Annotated in this window: 17 protein-coding genes and 1 pseudogene; 9 read left to right on the top strand and 9 right to left on the bottom strand. The window is 62.9% G+C overall.

Annotated features, from left to right (window positions below; translation table 11 throughout):
• Window positions 1-4 precede the first annotated feature (4 nt).
• Complete coding sequence (locus M5G17_RS08020; protein WP_273892429.1) at window positions 5-676, top strand: DNA-3-methyladenine glycosylase I; 672 nt, start codon at window positions 5-7, stop codon at window positions 674-676.
• A gap of 56 nt (window positions 677-732) precedes the next feature.
• On the opposite strand, the gene M5G17_RS08015 is transcribed toward M5G17_RS08020, so the two are convergent.
• Genes M5G17_RS08015 through arsC form a run of 3 tightly spaced genes read right to left on the bottom strand, consistent with a single transcriptional unit; the run spans window position 733 to window position 2,097 of the window.
• Window positions 733-1,149, bottom strand: a complete 417-nt coding sequence (locus M5G17_RS08015) for a DUF2069 domain-containing protein (RefSeq protein WP_273892428.1) — start codon at window positions 1,147-1,149, stop codon at window positions 733-735.
• Window positions 1,142-1,747 (bottom strand): NAD(P)H:quinone oxidoreductase, encoded by a 606-nt coding sequence (gene wrbA, locus M5G17_RS08010; RefSeq protein ID WP_010220380.1) that lies wholly within the window; start codon window positions 1,745-1,747, stop codon window positions 1,142-1,144. Before wrbA ends, M5G17_RS08015 begins: the two co-directional genes overlap by 8 nt.
• Window positions 1,744-2,097: an arsenate reductase (glutaredoxin) gene (gene arsC / locus M5G17_RS08005; RefSeq protein WP_273892427.1), complete on the bottom strand. Its 354-nt coding sequence runs from the start codon at window positions 2,095-2,097 to the stop codon at window positions 1,744-1,746. Before arsC ends, wrbA begins: the two co-directional genes overlap by 4 nt.
• An 86-nt stretch (window positions 2,098-2,183) precedes the next feature.
• Here arsC and M5G17_RS08000 point away from each other — a divergent pair.
• A pseudogene (locus tag M5G17_RS08000) lies at window positions 2,184-2,615 on the top strand (TlpA disulfide reductase family protein); the annotation flags it as partial.
• Window positions 2,616-2,629: 14 nt separating this feature from the next.
• On the opposite strand, the gene M5G17_RS07995 reads toward M5G17_RS08000, so the two are convergent.
• The 4 genes from M5G17_RS07995 to M5G17_RS07980 all read right to left on the bottom strand — a co-directional run bounded on the left by M5G17_RS07995 (window position 2,630) and on the right by M5G17_RS07980 (window position 7,319).
• On the bottom strand, window positions 2,630-3,034 hold the full coding sequence (locus M5G17_RS07995) for an META domain-containing protein (protein WP_273892426.1): 405 nt from the start codon (window positions 3,032-3,034) through the stop codon (window positions 2,630-2,632).
• Window positions 3,031-3,468, bottom strand: a complete 438-nt coding sequence (locus M5G17_RS07990; RefSeq protein WP_273892425.1) for a hypothetical protein — start codon at window positions 3,466-3,468, stop codon at window positions 3,031-3,033. The genes M5G17_RS07995 and M5G17_RS07990 overlap by 4 nt, the downstream gene beginning before the upstream one ends.
• Window positions 3,469-3,499: 31 nt before the next feature.
• Window positions 3,500-4,489 carry a 2-hydroxyacid dehydrogenase gene (locus M5G17_RS07985; RefSeq protein ID WP_273892424.1) on the bottom strand — a complete coding sequence of 330 codons (990 nt, stop codon included), beginning with the start codon at window positions 4,487-4,489 and terminating at the stop codon, window positions 3,500-3,502.
• Window positions 4,490-4,565: 76 nt separating this feature from the next.
• On the bottom strand, window positions 4,566-7,319 hold the full coding sequence (locus M5G17_RS07980) for a response regulator (protein ID WP_273892423.1): 2,754 nt from the start codon (window positions 7,317-7,319) through the stop codon (window positions 4,566-4,568).
• A gap of 214 nt (window positions 7,320-7,533) precedes the next feature.
• On the opposite strand from M5G17_RS07980, the gene M5G17_RS07975 reads away from it, so the two are divergent.
• The 7 genes from M5G17_RS07975 to M5G17_RS07945 all read left to right on the top strand — a co-directional run bounded on the left by M5G17_RS07975 (window position 7,534) and on the right by M5G17_RS07945 (window position 15,991).
• Complete coding sequence (locus tag M5G17_RS07975) at window positions 7,534-8,250, top strand: response regulator transcription factor (protein WP_273892422.1); 717 nt, start codon at window positions 7,534-7,536, stop codon at window positions 8,248-8,250.
• 2 nt (window positions 8,251-8,252) lie between these two features.
• Window positions 8,253-9,662 carry a sensor histidine kinase gene (locus M5G17_RS07970; RefSeq protein ID WP_273892421.1) on the top strand — a complete coding sequence of 470 codons (1,410 nt, stop codon included), beginning with the start codon at window positions 8,253-8,255 and terminating at the stop codon, window positions 9,660-9,662.
• Window positions 9,663-9,915: 253 nt separating this feature from the next.
• Window positions 9,916-10,818: a cysteine synthase CysM gene (gene cysM / locus M5G17_RS07965; protein ID WP_273892420.1), complete on the top strand. Its 903-nt coding sequence runs from the start codon at window positions 9,916-9,918 to the stop codon at window positions 10,816-10,818.
• Entirely contained in the window at window positions 10,818-12,176 is a 1,359-nt protein-coding gene (rlmD, locus tag M5G17_RS07960) for a 23S rRNA (uracil(1939)-C(5))-methyltransferase RlmD (RefSeq protein ID WP_273892419.1), read from the top strand. The genes cysM and rlmD overlap by 1 nt, the downstream gene beginning before the upstream one ends.
• Before the next feature lie 99 nt (window positions 12,177-12,275).
• Window positions 12,276-14,516 (top strand): GTP diphosphokinase, encoded by a 2,241-nt coding sequence (gene relA, locus M5G17_RS07955; protein WP_130265861.1) that lies wholly within the window; start codon window positions 12,276-12,278, stop codon window positions 14,514-14,516.
• Between the two features lie 81 nt (window positions 14,517-14,597).
• Complete coding sequence (gene mazG / locus M5G17_RS07950) at window positions 14,598-15,428, top strand: nucleoside triphosphate pyrophosphohydrolase (RefSeq protein ID WP_273892418.1); 831 nt, start codon at window positions 14,598-14,600, stop codon at window positions 15,426-15,428.
• A 23-nt stretch (window positions 15,429-15,451) separates the two neighbouring features.
• On the top strand, window positions 15,452-15,991 hold the full coding sequence (locus M5G17_RS07945) for a DUF2058 domain-containing protein (RefSeq protein WP_273892417.1): 540 nt from the start codon (window positions 15,452-15,454) through the stop codon (window positions 15,989-15,991).
• Between the two features lie 46 nt (window positions 15,992-16,037).
• On the opposite strand, the gene M5G17_RS07940 is transcribed toward M5G17_RS07945, so the two are convergent.
• Together M5G17_RS07940 and M5G17_RS07935 are read right to left on the bottom strand one after the other, a co-directional pair.
• Window positions 16,038-16,220, bottom strand: a complete 183-nt coding sequence (locus M5G17_RS07940) for a hypothetical protein (RefSeq protein WP_130265858.1) — start codon at window positions 16,218-16,220, stop codon at window positions 16,038-16,040.
• 239 nt (window positions 16,221-16,459) lie between these two features.
• Window positions 16,460-17,170: a DUF3108 domain-containing protein gene (locus M5G17_RS07935; RefSeq protein WP_273892416.1), complete on the bottom strand. Its 711-nt coding sequence runs from the start codon at window positions 17,168-17,170 to the stop codon at window positions 16,460-16,462.

Below are 17,170 nucleotides of genomic sequence, written 5' to 3'. Positions count from 1 at the left end.
GGCCATGCGTGACTACCAATGGCTGCATGAGTACTGCCTGAACCGCTTTGGCTCGGCCGCGGCCCTGGAAGCCTTCCTGCCCCAGGCCAAAAGCCCCGAGCAACTGCGCGCAACCAGTGCCGACCGCTACTTGTCGACCCTGGCCCTGCGGGTGTTTCGCGCCGGTTTGAAACACAGCCTGGTGGACGCCAAATGGCCGGCTTTCGAGCAGGTGTTCTTCGGCTTCGACCCGCAAAAGGTCGTACTGATGGGCGCTGAGCACCTGGAGCGGCTGATGCAGGACACGCGGATCATCCGCCACCTGGGCAAGCTCAAGAGCGTGCCGCGCAATGCGCAGATGATCCTCGATGTGGAGAAGGCCCACGGTAGTTTCGGTGCATTCATCGCCGACTGGCCGGTAACCGATATCGTCGGCCTGTGGAAGTACCTGGCCAAGCACGGCAACCAGTTGGGTGGGCTGTCGGCGCCGCGCTTCTTGCGCATGTGCGGCAAGGACACCTTCATCCCTACCGATGATATGGCTGCGGCCCTGATCGCCCAGGACATCATCGACAAGCCACCGACCAGCCAGCGCGACTTGGCGCTGGTGCAGGACGCGTTCAACCAGTGGCATGCCGAGAGTGGGCGGCCGCTGTGCCAGCTGTCGGTGATGCTGGCGCATACCGTCAATCATTGAGTATTTATCGCGGGGCAATGAAATCCGGTGGTGGGCTTGCCCCGCGATGAATTTACCTAGTTCGAACCTTCCCCCGCCATCCGCCGCTCATACTGAAAGCGCCAACGCACATACAGCAACGCACTGACGAACAGCGTCAGGCTGATCACCACTTCCAGCCAGCCGAATAGTGTCCGGGCCGGGTCGAACGCGGCCAGCACACCCTTGATGAAGTACAGGTTGACCACAAAGCAGGCCCAGGCGTGAGCGCGGGCATTGCCCAGCAGCATGCCCGGTAGCAGCAGCGCCAGTGGCACCAGCTCGATCGCCAGGATCACCCCGACACGCGCACCGTGCAGGTCGGCGAACAGCAGGTTGTTGAGGGTCAGCAAGGCGACCAGGCCGAAAAAGCTCGCCAGGCTCAGTGCCCGGGACAGGCGCAAGCGCGGCATCAACCAATCGATCGAGGGCAGTACCTTGGGCTTTTTAGCCACGGCCGTTCTCCAGCAATTTGGCGGTGCTTGCCAAGCGCTGGCCAAGGGCGCGGCACAGGGCGATTTCGTCGGCATCCAGGTCACGCTTGCCGTCGGCGCCGGCATGGTGGCTGGCGCCATACGGCGTACCGCCGCCACGGGTTTCCAGCAGCGCCGACTCGCTGTAGGGCAGGCCCATGATCAGCATGCCGTGGTGCATCAGCGGCAGCAGCATCGACAGCAGGGTCGACTCCTGGCCACCGTGCAGGCTGGCGGTGGAGGTGAATGCCGCCGCTGGCTTGCCGACCAGGCCACCGCTCAACCACAGGCTGCTGGTGCCGTCGATGAAGTACTTGAGCGGTGCGGCCATGTTGCCAAAGCGCGTCGGGCTGCCCAGGGCCAGGCCCGAGCAGTGGCGCAGGTCGTCCAGGGTGGCATACAGCGCGCCGGTTTCAGGGATATCCGGGGCCACCGCTTCGCACTCGGTGGAGATCGCCGGTACCGTGCGGATGCGCGCTTCCAGCCCGGCCATCTCGACGCCGCGGGCAATTTGCCGGGCCATCTCGCTGGTCGAGCCGTGGCGGCTGTAGAACAGGATCAGGATATACGGCGCGCTCACGGCAGGATCTCCAGAATCTTTTCCGGTGGCCGGCCGATCACGGCTTTGTCGCCCGCGATCAGGATCGGCCGTTCGATCAGTTTGGGATGCTGGACCATGGCGTCGATCAATTGAGCGTCAGAGAGGCTGGCGTCGGCCAGGTTGAGCGCCTTGTATTCGTCTTCACCGCTACGCAGCAACTGGCGCGCACTGATGTTCAGCTTGCCGAGCAGGGCCTTGAGCTCGCCGGCCGTCGGCGGGGTTTCCAGGTAGCGCACCACAGTCGGGGCCAGGCCACGAGCCTCGAGCAGTTCGAGGGCGCCACGGGATTTGGAGCAGCGTGGATTGTGATACAGGGTCAGGTCGGTCATGTTCGGGTCGCATCCAGCAGGGTGTGGCGGCTATTCTAACCGCAGCGACTTCGCATTTTGCTTGAATCTTCGAGAAGGATTGACCCATGACAAGGCGTTTGGCAGCAGCACTGGCCATCACCGCGAGCCTGTTGCTTGGCGGTTGCGGTGCAGATTACGGCCTGGACCAGCACGGTCAGGCAGTGAAAGCCGAGCAGATTGAAGGGCACTGGCTGGTGCTCAACTACTGGGCGGAATGGTGCGGCCCGTGCCGTGTAGAAATTCCTGAACTCAACGCGGCTGCCAAGCAGTGGCAGGGGCAGGGCGTGCAGGTGCTGGGGGTGAACTTCGACGGCTTGCAGGGCGAGGAGCTGAAAAAGGCCAGTGAAGCGCTGGGCATTGGCTTCACGGTACTGGCCAGCGACCCGGCCGAGCGTTACGAGCTGCCGCGCAGCGAAGCCTTGCCGGTGACCTACATCATCGATGACAAGGGCAAGGTACGTGAGCAACTGATGGGGGAGCAGACGCTTGAGGGCTTGCCCCGCGATGCATTTCAGCCTTCTTCAGGCCAGAAACGCAGCGGCTTGCCCTCGGCCGGCCAGAAGCGCACCTGCTCGATTGGCGAGATGTCCCAGCGCTGCACGGTTTCCAGGGCCTGGAGGAAGCGTTTTTCCTGCTCCATGAGTGCCGGTGCGCACAGCTTGCGGGTGCTGCCGACCTTACCGAAGGTCAGCTTGTCGCCTTCGAGCTGATAGGGCGCGAACCAGTGGTTACAGCCAGCATTGCCATAGGCGCGACCGTCGCTGGCCAGGGTCAGGGTCAGGTGGCTGTAGTCCATCAGCGGCCGCTCGCCAATCCATTCCAGCAGATAGCTGCGTTCCTGTTCCAGCTTCATCGGCTCGGCGGCGCAACCGAGTAGCGTCGTGCCAATCAGGGCTGAGAGCAACAGTGTTTTCACTGGGCCGTCTCCTTGCATTTCGGGCACAGGTGTTTGTCGCCGCGGCTGATCCAGCCAAGTTCGGCGATGCGTACGCTGGCGGCCGGCTGTTGGGCCTTCTTGCCCAGCTTGGCGTCGACCGCGAACTCGAAATTCAGGTTCGCCTGGCAGCTGTCGCAGTTGACCTCCCAGGTGTGGATCGCCAGTTCGCCGAATACCGGGCCGCTGGCCACCGCGACCCATTGGCCGGTCGGGTTGATCAGGTGGCGCACGGATTCCACCGTCAGGCGCATGGACAAATCCTTGCTGCCCTTGAGGGTCACCAGCAGAACGTCGCTCTTCTGGATCGAACCACCGTTGCCGGTCACTTGATAGCGGCCCGGTACCAGGGCGCGGCACTCGATCAGGGTGTGTTGCGGGTTAAACAGGGTGTAGCGGAAATCGTGTTCGACCATGGGTCCTCCAAATCTGCCGCGTATCCTAGCATCAACCCTCGACCAAGTTCTGCGCATTGCCTGCCGCCCAGCGGGTAATGTTGTCCAGCGTGGTGGCGGCAATGGCGGCCAGTGCTTCGCGGGTGAGAAAAGCCTGGTGGGCGGTGACGATGACGTTGGGGAAGGTCAGCAGCCGCGCCAGCACGTCGTCCTGCAAGGGCTGGTCGGAGCGGTCCTCGAAGAACAGCTGGGCTTCCTCCTCGTAGACATCCAGCCCCAGGTAGCCGAGTTGGCCGCTTTTCAGGGCCTCGATCAGCGCCGGGGTGTCGACCAGGGCGCCACGGCTGGTGTTGATCAGCATCGCCCCGGGGGTAAGGTCGGCCAGGCTGCGGGCATTGATCAGGTGACGGGTAGTGTCGTTCAGTGGGCAATGCAGGCTGATGACCTGGGCCTGGCGCAGCAGCTCCGGCAGGCTCAGGTAGCGTGCGCCCAAGGCCAGCAATTCAGGGTTGGGGTAGGGGTCATAGGCCAGCAACTGACAACCGAAGCCGGCCATGATCCGGGCGAACGCCGCGCCGATCTGCCCGGTGCCGACCACGCCGACGGTCTTGCCGTGCAGGTCGAAGCCGGTCAGCCCGTGCAGGGTGAAGTCGCCTTCACGGGTGCGGTTGTAGGCCCGGTGCAGGCGTCGGTTGAGCGCCAGGATCAGCGCCACCGCATGTTCGGCCACGGCGTGGGGCGAGTAAGCGGGCACCCGCACCACGGCCAGGCCCAGGCGTTTGGCAACGGCCAAGTCGACATGGTTGTAGCCGGCCGAGCGCAGGGCGATCAGGCGCGTGCCGGCGGCGGCCAGGCGTTGCAGCACGCTAGCGCCGAGATCATCGTTGATGAAGGCGCAGACCACTTCATGGCCAGCGGCCAGTGCTGCGGTGTCTTCAGTCAGGCGCGCGGGCTGGAAGTGCAGCTCAAGCCCTGGCGCAGCAGTGGCGTGGGTGAAGCTGTCCTGGTCGTAGGTCTGGCTGCTGAAAAACAATACGCGCATAGGATCTTCCTGAAGGCTTTGCCTGAAAGTTTAACCAAGGGGCAAGGATTCAGCCTTGCCCCAGGTCAGCCAGGGCTCAGGCGCTCATGCGCGCCTGGGCCGTCAGCCGGGTGATGGCCCGGTCCAGTTCGTCCAGGGCTTGCGGCGCCTGTGGGTCATCCTGCTTGAGCAGGGTTTCACTGCGTTGGCAGGCGGCGCGCAATTGCGGCACACCGCAGTAGCGCGAGGCGCCATTTAGGCGGTGCACGCGCTCGATCATGCCATTGCGGTCGGCGGCCTCGCGGGCGACCCGGATTGCCTCGCGGTCGGACTCCAGCGAGGCCAGCAGCATGGCCAGCATGTCGGCGGCCAAGTCCGGTTTGCCAGCGGCCAGGCGCAGGCCTTCTTCCGGGTCCAGCACCTTGAGTTCAATGTTCTCGGGCGTGCGCTCCTGCGGCCGTTCCGGGCGTGGTGCGCCGAGGGCCAGGCCAGTCCACTTGAGTACCACCTGGGCCAGTTGGCGTTCGCTGATCGGTTTGGTCAGGTAGTCGTCCATGCCACTGTGCAGTAGGGCGCGCTTCTCATTGGCCATGGCGTGGGCGGTCAGCGCAACGATCGGCAAGGCGGCGCCACTCTGGCTGGTTTCCCAGCGGCGAATCTGCTCGGTGCATTCGCGTCCGTCCATGCCGGGCATCTGCACGTCCATCAGCACCAGGTCAAAGCGCTCGTCCTGCACCGCTTGAACCGCCGCATAGCCGCTGTCGACCGCCAGCACTTCGGCACCCAGGTCTTCCAACAGGGTTTGTACCAGCAGCAGGTTGGCCGGGTTGTCATCGACACACAGCACTTTGGGTAAGGGTTGGTCGGACACCGGTTTGCTGTCGCTGCCCGGGCGTCGCGGCTGGATCATCTCGACCAGCGCCCGGCGCAGCTTGCGGGTGCAGGCAGGCTTGGCCTGCAACTGGCTATGGGCATTGGGCAGGTAAGGGTGGTACAGCGCCTGTTCGGTGGTCGGGCAGAGGACCAGCGGCTGACAGGCGAGGCGCTCCAGTTGCTGGATGTACTGGCCCAGGCGTTCAGGCGAGAGGTCGTCGAGGCTGATTCCGAGCACCGCCAGTTCGAAGGGTTGTCCGGCCAGGATGGCGGCTTCGACCGCATGCAGCAACTGGTCCAGGGTGCTGAACAAGCTGACGCTCAGGCCGCAGTCCTCGAGTTGATGTTCCAGTGCCTGACGCGCCAGTTCATGGCTGTCGACAATTGCCACCCGACGCCCGACCAAGGGTGGCAAAGGCAGGTCTTCGGCGTCGTCACGGGCCTTGGGCAGGCTCAGGCTGATCCAGAACTGCGAGCCTTCGCCCGGCGTGCTGTCAACGCCGATCTCGCCGCCCATCTGTTCGATCAGGCGCTTGGAAATCACCAGGCCCAGGCCTGTGCCGCCAGGTTGGCGCGACAGCGAGTTGTCAGCCTGGCTGAAGGCCTGGAACAGCGCGCGTACGTCCTGGGTGGACAGGCCGATGCCAGTGTCCTGGACACTGATGCGCAACTGCACGCTGTCTTCGCGCTCTTCTTCAAGCATGGCCCGGGCGACGATGGTGCCTTCACGGGTGAACTTGATGGCATTGCTCACCAGGTTGGTGAGAATCTGCTTGAGCCGCAGCGGGTCGCCGACCAGCGACAGCGGCGTGTCGCGATACACCAGGCTGACCAGCTCCAGCTGTTTGGCGTGGGCGGCCGGGGCGAGGATGGTCAGGGTGTCCTGGATCAGGTCGCGCAGGTTGAACGGAATGCTGTCGAGCACCAGTTTGCCGGCCTCGATCTTGGAGAAGTCGAGAATCTCGTTAATGATCCCCAGCAGGCTGCCGGCGGATTTTTCGATGGTGCCCAGGTAGTCGAGCTGGCGCGGGGTCAGCTCGCTCTTCTGCAATAGATGGGTGAAGCCGAGGATGCCATTGAGCGGGGTACGGATCTCATGGCTCATGTTGGCGAGGAACTCGGACTTGATCCGGCTGGCCTCCAGGGCCTCCTTGCGTGCCATGTCCAGTTCGATGTTCTGAATCTCGATGGTTTCCAGGTTCTGGCGCACGTCTTCGGTGGCCTGGTCAATGCTGTGCTGCAGCTCTTCATGGGCGTTGTGCAGGGTTTCGGCCATGCGGTTGATACCCGCAGCCAGTTCATCGAGCTCGTAGCTGCCCATGGCTGGCAGGCGTTCCTCGAGGTTGCCGTCTTTCAACTGGTTGACCGCATATTTGATCTGGCCGATCGGGCCGTTGATCGCACGGCTCATGCGCATCGCCAACAGGGCGGTGGCGGCCAGGCCCAGCAGGATCAGCAGCAGGCTGGTGAACAGGCTGCGGTAGCCGCGCAGCAGGGTGCCGTCGTGGGACAGCTCGATTTCCACCCAGCCGAGCAGGCGGTCGGCTTCGCCGGGGATCAGCTCGCCGGCCAGGTCGCGGTGGCGGCCGAACACCGGCAACAGGTAACGGGTGGCGTCATTGCCGGTGCGCTGGAGCAATTGCGTGCCGCCGCCGGTGGGCGCCTGGTTGAGCATGCTCGGGCCTGCATGGGCCAGGGCATTGCGATCGGGCCCAAGGAAAGCCACCGCGCGTACGTCGGATTGTTCCAGGGCCTGGGCGGCGATGCGCTCCAGTTGCGCCGGGTCGTGCCGCGCCAGGGCTGGCGCCACCAGCGGTGCCAGTTGCTCGGCAATCATCTTGCCGCGTTGCAGCAGTTGGGTCTGCAGCTCGTTCTGCTGCAGCCAGGTGAAATAGCCGCCCAGCACCAGCGCCATAAGGCCGGCAGGCAACAAGGCGAGCAACAGCACGCGGCTTCTGATCCCCAATCTATTCAGCACGCCACTCTCCTGTGCTTGGTAAGCGCTGTAAGCCCCCGTCAGCTCCTGCTGACGGACCAAGTCGGAAAAGTACCGCGCCTACTCGCGTAATGCACTCATTTGTATCTGCTTTTGTCGATTACCCCGGTTAACGCCAGGCTTTGGTCGAGCGCTGGTTGCCTGTATTCGGTGAATGTCCAATAATCGCGTGATTGAGAATTGCTAGCATCGGCCAATGACTCCCGTATCCATTCATACCTCCAACATCCTCGCCATCGAGGACGATCCGGTCCTCGGTGCCTATCTGCGTGAAGAACTGCAGCGCGGCGGCTGCAAGGTCACCTGGTGCCAGAATGGCCGCGACGGCCTGCAGGTCGCGCAAAGCAGCTGCTTTGATGTGGTGCTGATGGACATCCTGCTGCCTGGCCTGGGCGGCCTGGAGGTGCTCGCGCAGTTGCGCCAGAGTAGTTCGACGCCGGTGATCCTGATGTCGGCCCTGGGCGCCGAGGCCGACCGCATTACCGGCTTCCAGCGCGGCGCCGATGACTACCTGCCCAAGCCGTTCAGCATGGTCGAGTTGCAGGTGCGTATCGAAGCGATCCTGCGCCGGGTGGCGCTGGAGCGGCGCCATCAGCAACCCAATCCGGTATTACCCAGTCAGTTGCGCTTCGATGAAGAGGTCAATGATGTGTATTACGCCGAGCAGCGGGCGGGCCTGACCCTCAGCGAGTACCGCCTGCTCGATACCCTGCAGCGCAGCGATGAAGAGGTGCTGAGCAAGGCCTTCCTCTACCAACAGGTGTTGCAGCGTGGTTATGCCCGTCATGACCGCAGCCTGGACATGCATGTCAGCCAGATTCGCCGCAAGCTCAAGGCCATCGGCTACCTGGAGCGCGAAGTGCGAACAGTCTGGGGCAAGGGTTATGTGCTCAGCAGCGCTGAGGTCAGCTGAAAATGCCCAATCGTCATTCGTTGTTCTGGAAGCTGGCCATCCTGCTGGTGGGCTTCTGCCTGTTGATGATCGGCCTGAGCTGGACCTGGGGCCGGCACATGGACACGCAGAACGCTTTCCTCTCCGAGCAGGCCAAAAGCACGTTGCAAGCCTATGCCGGTGAGGCCGAGCAGGCCTGGCTGCAAGGCGGCCAGGCCGGTATCGACGCCTGGTTGAGTGCGGTGCGGCAGAAGGAGTCCGGCTGGGTCGGGGTGGTCGGCCCGGACCTGCAGTCCTTGAGCGGCACGCCGCTGAACGAAGCACAAAGTCGGCGCCTGACCTTTTTGCGCGGCATTGACTGGCCGGTGAGCCCGCGTTCGATCGGCATGCCGTGGATGCGCCTGCCGTTCCCGCAGCAGCCGCACCTGGGAACCCTGGTCATGGAACTGCCGCAACGCCTGGCGCCGGGGCAGTACAAGGTGCTGTGGCGGGTAGTGACCAATGGCATTATCCCGGGGCTGTTTACCTTGCTGCTGTGTATCGGTCTCTACCGCATGCTGATCGTGCCGCTGATCCAGTTGCGCGAACAGGCCAATGCCTGGCGCGCCGATCGGCTCTCGGCACGGGTGGCCAGCAGCACCACCAGCCGCCAGGATGAACTGGGTGAGCTGGGCCGCGCCTTCGATGACATGGCCGAACGTCTGCAGGGCACCGTGGCCCTGCAGCAACAGTTGTTGCGTGACCTCTCCCATGAGCTGCGCACGCCCCTGAGCCGTTTGCGCGTGGCGTGCGACAGTGAAGCTGATGCCGAACAGTTGCGCGAACGCCTGGGCCGGGAGATCGATTGCATGCAACGCCTGGTCGAGGACGCACTGCAATTGGCCTGGCTCGACACCGAGCGGGCGCCCTTGAGCAAGGAACCGATCCAGGTTCAGGCGCTGTGGGAGATGCTGGCCGAAGATGCCTGCTATGAAAGTGCCTGGCAGCCTGCGCAGTTGCACTGCGTGCTCGACGCCTCGTGCTGGGTGCAGGGCAACCTCAACAGCCTGGCCCAGGCCCTGGAGAACATCTTGCGCAATGCCATCCGTCATTCGCCAGCCGGTGGCGTGATCCGCCTGGATGGGCGGCGTCAGGGCGATGACTGGTTGATCTGGCTGGAAGACCAGGGCGGCGGGGTGGCTGAAGCTGAGCTTGAGCGAATCTTTGCCCCCTTCACCCGCCTTGACGGGTCGCGGCCGGGAGACGGTGGTTTTGGCCTGGGCTTGAGCATTGCCCGCAATGCCATCGTCCGCCAGGGCGGTCGGTTGTGGGCGCAAAACACCGGCCAGGGCCTGCGGCTGAATATGGTCCTGAGTGCATGCACACCTACTGTAGGCGCGGGCTTGCCCCACGATAGGCATTGGTATCTACACATCTCTAATCCTGATCTATGAAGAGGGCTCAGGGTTGGTCTGGGCATGTGTGCTTATCCAGCCTCGCCACATCAACTGGATAAGCACGCCTATCAAGAGCCAATAGGCTGACTCGCTAGAGATGTGTAGATACCTATGCCACGATAGGGCCGGAACATCCACCCCCAATCCCTGCTTATAGCTCCCAGCTATAACCCCCACACATTGCGTGATATGGGCAAATCCCGTTTGCCGGTATGATAGGCGCCCCCGCAGTCTGGATTGCGAATACGCCATGACCTTGCAGTACCCAACCATCGCCGATTGCGTCGGCAACACGCCTCTGGTCCGCCTGCAGCGCATTGCCGGTGACACCAGCAATACCCTCCTGCTCAAGCTCGAAGGCAACAACCCGGCAGGCTCGGTCAAGGACCGGCCGGCGCTGTCGATGATCACCCGCGCCGAACTGCGTGGGCAGATCAAGCCGGGCGATACCCTGATCGAGGCGACCTCGGGCAATACCGGTATCGCGTTGGCCATGGCGGCGGCGATCAAGGGTTACAAGATGATCCTGATCATGCCCGACAACTCCAGCGCCGAGCGCAAGGCAGCGATGACTGCCTATGGCGCCGAGTTGATCCTGGTCAGCAAGGAGGAGGGCATGGAAGGCGCCCGCGACCTGGCCGACCGACTGCAGGCCGAAGGTCGCGGCCTGGTGCTTGATCAGTTTGGCAATGGCGACAACCCCGAAGCTCACTATGTGAGCACCGGCCCGGAAATCTGGCGCCAGACCCAGGGCAGCATTACCCACTTCGTCAGCTCCATGGGTACCACCGGCACCATCATGGGCTGCTCGCGCTACCTCAAGGAGCAGAACCCGGCGATTCAGATCATTGGCCTGCAACCCATGGAAGGCTCGGCCATCCCCGGTATTCGCCGCTGGCCGCAAGAATACCTGCCGAAGATCTACCAGTCCGAGCGTGTTGACCGTGTGGTCGACATGGCCCAGAGCGAAGCCGAAGAAACCACGCGCCGGCTGGCCCGCGAAGAGGGCATTTTCTGTGGCGTGTCCTCCGGTGGTGCAGTGGCGGCGATGCTGCGCCTGTCCCACGAGCTGGAAAACGCCGTGATGGTGGCGATCATTTGCGACCGTGGCGACCGTTATCTGTCGACCGGCATTTTCGATTCAGTGAACTGATGTCCAAGAATAAACGTAACAGCGGCCTGCGCTTTCAGCCGGCCGGTGGCACCCGTGCGCCACAGATCCCCACCGGCAAGAAACAGCGCCTGAGCATCGAGCGCCTGGCCGGTGACGGCCGCGGCATTGCCTTTCTCGACGGGCGTACCTGGTTCGTCAGTGGTGCACTGGCCGAGGAAGACGTCGAAGCGCGGGTACTCAATACCCACGGCAAGGTGGTCGAGGCCCGCCTGGAACGGGTGTTCAAGGCCAACCCGGCGCGCCGCGACGCCCCCTGCAAGCACTTCGACCGCTGTGGCGGCTGCAACCTGCAGCACCTGCCCCATGCCGAGCAACTGGCGCTCAAGCAACGCTTGCTGGCCGAGCAGTTGCAGCGGGTCGCGGGCGTTCAGCCCGAGCATTGGGCCGCGCCGCTGACCGGGCCGGAGTTCGGCTACCGGCGCCGGGCGCGGGTGGCGGTGCGCTGGGACAACAAGGCAAAAAATCTTGAAGTCGGCTTTCGCGCCGAAGCCAGTCAGGACATCGTCGCCATCGACGATTGCCCGGTGCTGGTACAACCCTTGCAGTCGATCATGCGTCACCTGCCGACCCTGTTGCGCAGCCTGAGCAAACCGCAGGTGGTGGGCCACGTCGAATTGTTCAGCGGTACCGCGTTGGCACTGTTGTTGCGCCATACCGCACCTTTGGGTGATGGCGACCTGGCACGCCTCGAAGCGTTCTGCAGCGAAGCAGGTGTACAGCTGTGGTTGCAAGGTGAGGGTGAACCTTTACCGGTGGTTGCCGGTCAGAGCCTCGGTTTTGTCCTGCAACCCTGGAACCTGGAACTGGCCTACCGGCCTGGCGACTTCGTCCAGGTCAACGCCCAGGTCAACACCGCGATGATCGAGCAGGCCCTGGCCTGGCTGGCACCCCAGGCCGATGAGCGTGTACTTGATCTGTTCTGCGGCCTGGGCAACTTTGCCCTGCCGCTGGCCCGGCAGGCCCGGGAGGTGGTGGCGGTCGAAGGGGTGCAGGCGATGGTCGAGCGGGCGGCCGCCAATGCCCGTAGCAACAATTTGCATAACACGCAGTTTTTTCAGGCCGATTTATCGCAGCCTTTGGCGGCGTCGGGCTGGGCCGCAGGAGGCTTTTCTGCGGTACTCTTGGACCCACCGCGTGATGGTGCATTTGAGGTTGTGCGAAAAATCGCAGACCTCGGAGCGAAACGTCTTGTTTATGTATCGTGCAATCCGGCGACCCTGGCCCGTGACACCGTCGAACTGGTCAGGCAGGGTTACCGGTTAAAAAGTGCCGGGATTCTCGACATGTTTCCTCAAACGGCGCATGTCGAAGCCATGGCGTTATTCGAAGCGGGTTAGCCTGGCTGACGCGTTCGGCGCTGCACCTTGGGTCCGGCAGGGGCAGCACCAGTGATTTCAAGCGCATCGCGAATGCGCTGTAGGGAAAGGTAAACAAAGATGGTACAGGTGAGAGTGCACCAGCCGGTCAACACCGACGGCAGTATCAATCTCGAAGCATGGCTGGATCATGTGGTGAGCGTCGACCTGGCGCTGGACCGGGAGGCCCTCAAGGCCGCTTGCGAGTTCGCCCAGGACGTCGAGAAGAAGGGCAACCTGGCCAAGCATTCCTGGGCCGATGGGACGTCGAGTTTTCAGGCCGGCCTGGAAATCGCCGAAATCCTTGCCGACCTCAAGCTCGACCAGGACTCGTTGGTCGCGGCGGTCATCTACCGTGCCGTACGTGAAGGCAAGGTGACTCTGGCCGAGGTCGGCCAGCGTTTTGGTCCGGTAGTTTCCAAGCTGATCGACGGCGTGCTGCGCATGGCCGCCATCAGCGCCAGCCTCAGCCCGCGCCAGTCGTTGGTGCTGGGCTCGCAGGCGCAGGTCGAGAACCTGCGCAAGATGCTTGTAGCCATGGTCGACGACGTCCGTGTGGCCTTGATCAAGCTGGCCGAACGGACCTGCGCGATCCGGGCGGTCAAGGGCGCCGACGACGAAAAACGCAACCGCGTTGCCCGTGAAGTCTTCGACATCTATGCGCCGCTGGCCCATCGCCTGGGCATCGGTCATATCAAGTGGGAGCTGGAGGACTTGTCCTTTCGCTACCTGGAGCCCGATCAGTACAAGCAGATCGCCAAGCTCCTGCACGAGCGCCGGCTGGACCGCGAACGCTTTATCGGCGACGTGATGAACCAGCTGCAGAACGAGCTGCTGGCCACCGGGGTCAACGCCGACATCAGCGGCCGGGCCAAGCACATCTACTCGATCTGGCGCAAAATGCAGCGCAAGGGTCTGGAATTCAGCCAGATCTACGACGTACGCGCCGTGCGCGTGCTGGTCCCGGAGATGCGCGACTGCTACACCGCACTGGGCATTGTCCATACGCTGTGGCGGCACATTCCCAAAGAATTCGACGACTACATCGCCAACCCCAAGGAGAACGGCTACCGCTCGTTGCACACGGCGGTGATCGGTCCCGAGGGCAAGGTCCTCGAAGTGCAGATCCGTACCCACGCCATGCACGAGGAGGCCGAACTCGGCGTTTGCGCGCACTGGCGTTACAAGGGCACCGACGTCAAACCCAGCTCCAACCATTACGAAGAGAAAATCTCCTGGTTGCGCCAGGTGCTGGAGTGGCACGAAGAGCTCGGCGACATTGGTGGCCTGGCCGAGCAACTGCGGGTCGACATCGAGCCGGACCGGGTCTATGTGTTCACCCCCGATGGCCACGCCATCGACCTGCCCAAGGGCGCCACGCCGCTGGACTTCGCCTACCGGGTACACACCGAGATCGGCCACAACTGCCGCGGGGCGAAGATCAACGGCCGTATCGTGCCGCTCAACTACAGCCTGCAGACCGGCGAGCAGGTCGAGATCATCACCAGCAAGCACGGCAACCCCAGCCGCGACTGGCTGAACTCCAACCTTGGCTATGTCACCACCTCGCGGGCGCGGGCGAAGATCGTCCACTGGTTCAAACTGCAGGCCCGCGACCAGAACGTCGCCGCTGGCAAGACCCTGCTCGAGCGCGAGCTCAACCGCCTGGGCCTGCCGCAGGTCGACTTTGAGCGCCTGGCGGAAAAAGCCAACCTGCGCACCGCCGAGGACATGTTTGCCTCACTGGGTGCCGGCGACTTGCGCCTGGCGCACCTGGTCAACGCCGCCCAGCAGTTGGTGGAGCCGGAGCGCAGTGACCATGTCGAGCTGGTGCCGCGCAAGGCAACCGGCTACAAACCGGGCAAGCGTGGCGACATCCAGATCCAGGGCGTCGGCAACCTGCTCACGCAGATGGCCGGTTGCTGCCAGCCGCTGCCGGGCGATGCGATCGTCGGCTACATCACCCAGGGCCGCGGCGTGACCATCCACCGCCAGGACTGCGCCTCGGTGCTGCAACTGGCCGGGCGCGAGCCGGAGCGGATCATCCAGGTCAGTTGGGGGCCGGTGCCGGTGCAAACCTACCCGGTGGACATCATCATCCGTGCCTACGACCGTCCAGGCTTGCTGCGTGACGTTTCCCAGGTCCTGCTCAACGAGCGGATCAACGTGCTGGCGGTCAACACCCGCTCGAACAAGGAAGACAACACCGCACTGATGTCGCTGACCATCGAAATTCCTGGCCTGGATGCCCTTGGGCGCTTGCTGGGGCGGATTTCGCAACTGCCGAACATCATCGAGACGCGGCGCAACCGTACGCCTTGACATCGTCATCGCGGGGCAAGCCCGCTCCCACAGGTATCAGGCTCTGTGGGAGCGGGCTTGCCCCGCGATAAGGAACCCGACATGTATACCCTAGACGACCTGCTCCACCTCATGGCCCGCCTGCGCGACCCGCAGCACGGCTGCCCGTGGGACCTCAAGCAGACCTACGCGACTATCGTCCCCTACACCCTCGAAGAAGCCTACGAAGTGGCCGACGCCATCGAGCGCAGCGACTTCGAGCACCTGCAGGGTGAACTCGGTGACCTGCTGTTCCAGGTGGTCTACTACAGCCAGTTGGCGCGTGAAGAAGGCCGTTTCGAGTTCGACGGTGTGGTCGACAGCATCACCCGCAAGCTGATCCGCCGTCACCCTCACGTGTTTCCTACCGGCGAGCTGTACGCTGCACTGGATACGCCCAAGCTCGATGAAACCCAGGTCAAGCAGCGCTGGGAAGAAATCAAGGCCCAGGAGCGCGCCGAGAAGGGCGAGCCTGAACAGTTGTCGCTGCTCGATGATGTGCCGGCCGCATTGCCGGCCCTGTCGCGCGCAGCCAAACTGCAAAAGCGCGCGGCCCGGGTCGGCTTCGACTGGCCCGACGCCTTGCCGGTGCTGGACAAGGTGCGCGAAGAGCTCGATGAAGTGCTCCAGGCCATGGCCGACGACGACAGCGTGGCGCTGGCCGACGAGCTTGGCGACCTGCTGTTCGCGGCAGTCAACCTGGCCCGGCACTTGAAGGTCGACCCGGAAAACGCCCTGCGCGGGGCCAACAAAAAGTTTGAACGACGCTTTCGTTTTATCGAACAGGCATTGCGCGAGATAGGCCGTCCGATTGAAGATTGCACCCTCGAAGACATGGATGCGCTCTGGGGCGAAGCCAAACGTCAGGAAAAGAACCTGCCCAGCTGCGGCTGAGCTGTTGCATAAGTGAGTGAACGATGAGCCTTTCCCTTCGCGACCAATTGCTCAAGGCCGGTCTGGTCAACCAGAAACAGGTCAAGCAGGTCAGTAAAGATCAGAAGAAACAAAAACGCCTGGAGCACAAAGGCCAGGTCGAGGTCGACGATACCCAGCAGCGGCTGGCCAAGGAAGCCATGGCCGAGAAAGCCAAGCGCGACCAGGAGCTCAACCGCCAGCAGCAGGAGAAGGCTGAGCAGAAAGCCCGCGCCGCCCAGGTCAAGCAATTGATCGAGGTCTCGCGCCTGCCCAAGCTGACCACCGAGGACTACTACAACTTCGTCGACGACAAGAAGGTCAAGCGCCTGTCGGTCAACGCCCTGATGCGCAGCAAGCTGAGCAGTGGTTCGCTGGCCATCGTCGCCCATGGCGGCGGTTACGAAGTGATCCCCCGTGAGGCCGCAGTGAAGATCCAGGAGCGCGACCCGCAGCGTATTGTCTTGCTCAACACCCAGGTTGAAGAGCCGGATGCCGACGATCCGTACGCAGCCTACGTGATCCCTGACGATCTGATGTGGTAACAAAAACAAACCCCGCTTCGGCGGGGTTTGTTTTTGCTGGAGGATGCTATGGCTGCTGCTGTCTGTTTTCGAGGTATTCCAGCTCGATGCGGTAGCTGTGGGCTTCATGCTCGTTGTGGAACATGCCGACCAATTGATCCTGCTGATGCACATCCCAGATGCGCAGGCCTGCAGCCAGGCCTTCGTGAGACATTTTGCTTTCGTCGCGCTCAGTTACTTTGACAGTCATCTGCAAACTCCACGTTCAGTTAACTGCGGCACCGTGTCGCAGGTCTCTTTTATAGAATTTGTTAGCAGGCTAAGTAAATAAACAACGCATGAAACATCTTTCATGTCAGTAGGAGCGGGCTTGCCCCGCGATGCGATGGGACAGACAGCTCGCTTTCGCGGGGCAAGCCCGCTCCTACCTGGGTATAAAAAGAAACCCCGCACAAGGCGGGGTTTGGGGGATAACCAGCAGTCAGGCAATCAGTTGCCCTTGACCGCCTTGCCGTCGACCGTGCCTTCCTGCAGCACGATCACGTACTCCTTGCCGTCGGTCTCGACCTGACGCAGTTGCACCAGCAGGTAGTCCCAGTCTTTGGCGAACCACAGCTCGGTGATGCGCTTGCTCTGGCTCGGGTCGCGTACGCGCTCAACCTTTATGGCATCGACCTGGCCGGTCTTGGTGGTGACTTTTTCGAGGCCCAAGACGCGGAAGTCGTAGGTATCGATCTCGTCGCCATCGACCACCTGGTAGCTCACGCTCTTCTTGCCCGCTGCCACGTCGTGCTGCAGGGCCAGTTGATAGGTGGACTTGTCCAGCACGCCGCGGTTGAGCGGCAGGTTGATCGCGTCGCCGCGGTCGGTGCCGGTGATCTTCTTGCTGGTCCAGTCGAAATCCAGATCGACCTTCTTGGCCTTGCCCAAGCCGCCACGTTCGAAGTGGTAGGTCTGGGGCAGCAGGGTGTCCTTGTCCAGCTTCAGGGTACTTTGCTCAGTCAGGCTGGCGATCATCATCGACGCCTTGAAATTGAGGTCCCAGGTACCGTTGGCGTTCTTTTCCAGGCTGCGCTCGGCAGTGCCGCTCATGGGCAGCTGCTTCCAGTCGGCGGTGTAGCTGGCCGAGAAAGGCTTCAGATCGGCTGCCTGCAACGGTAACGCGAGCACGGCAAGAGCGAAGAGCAGGGCGCGACGCAT

Source organism: Pseudomonas rubra (genome assembly GCF_028656935.1).
GTDB lineage: Bacteria > Pseudomonadota > Gammaproteobacteria > Pseudomonadales > Pseudomonadaceae > Aquipseudomonas > Aquipseudomonas rubra.
Note: the sequence above shows the minus strand (reverse complement) of the source record. Positions and strands in the feature narration are given on the sequence as shown.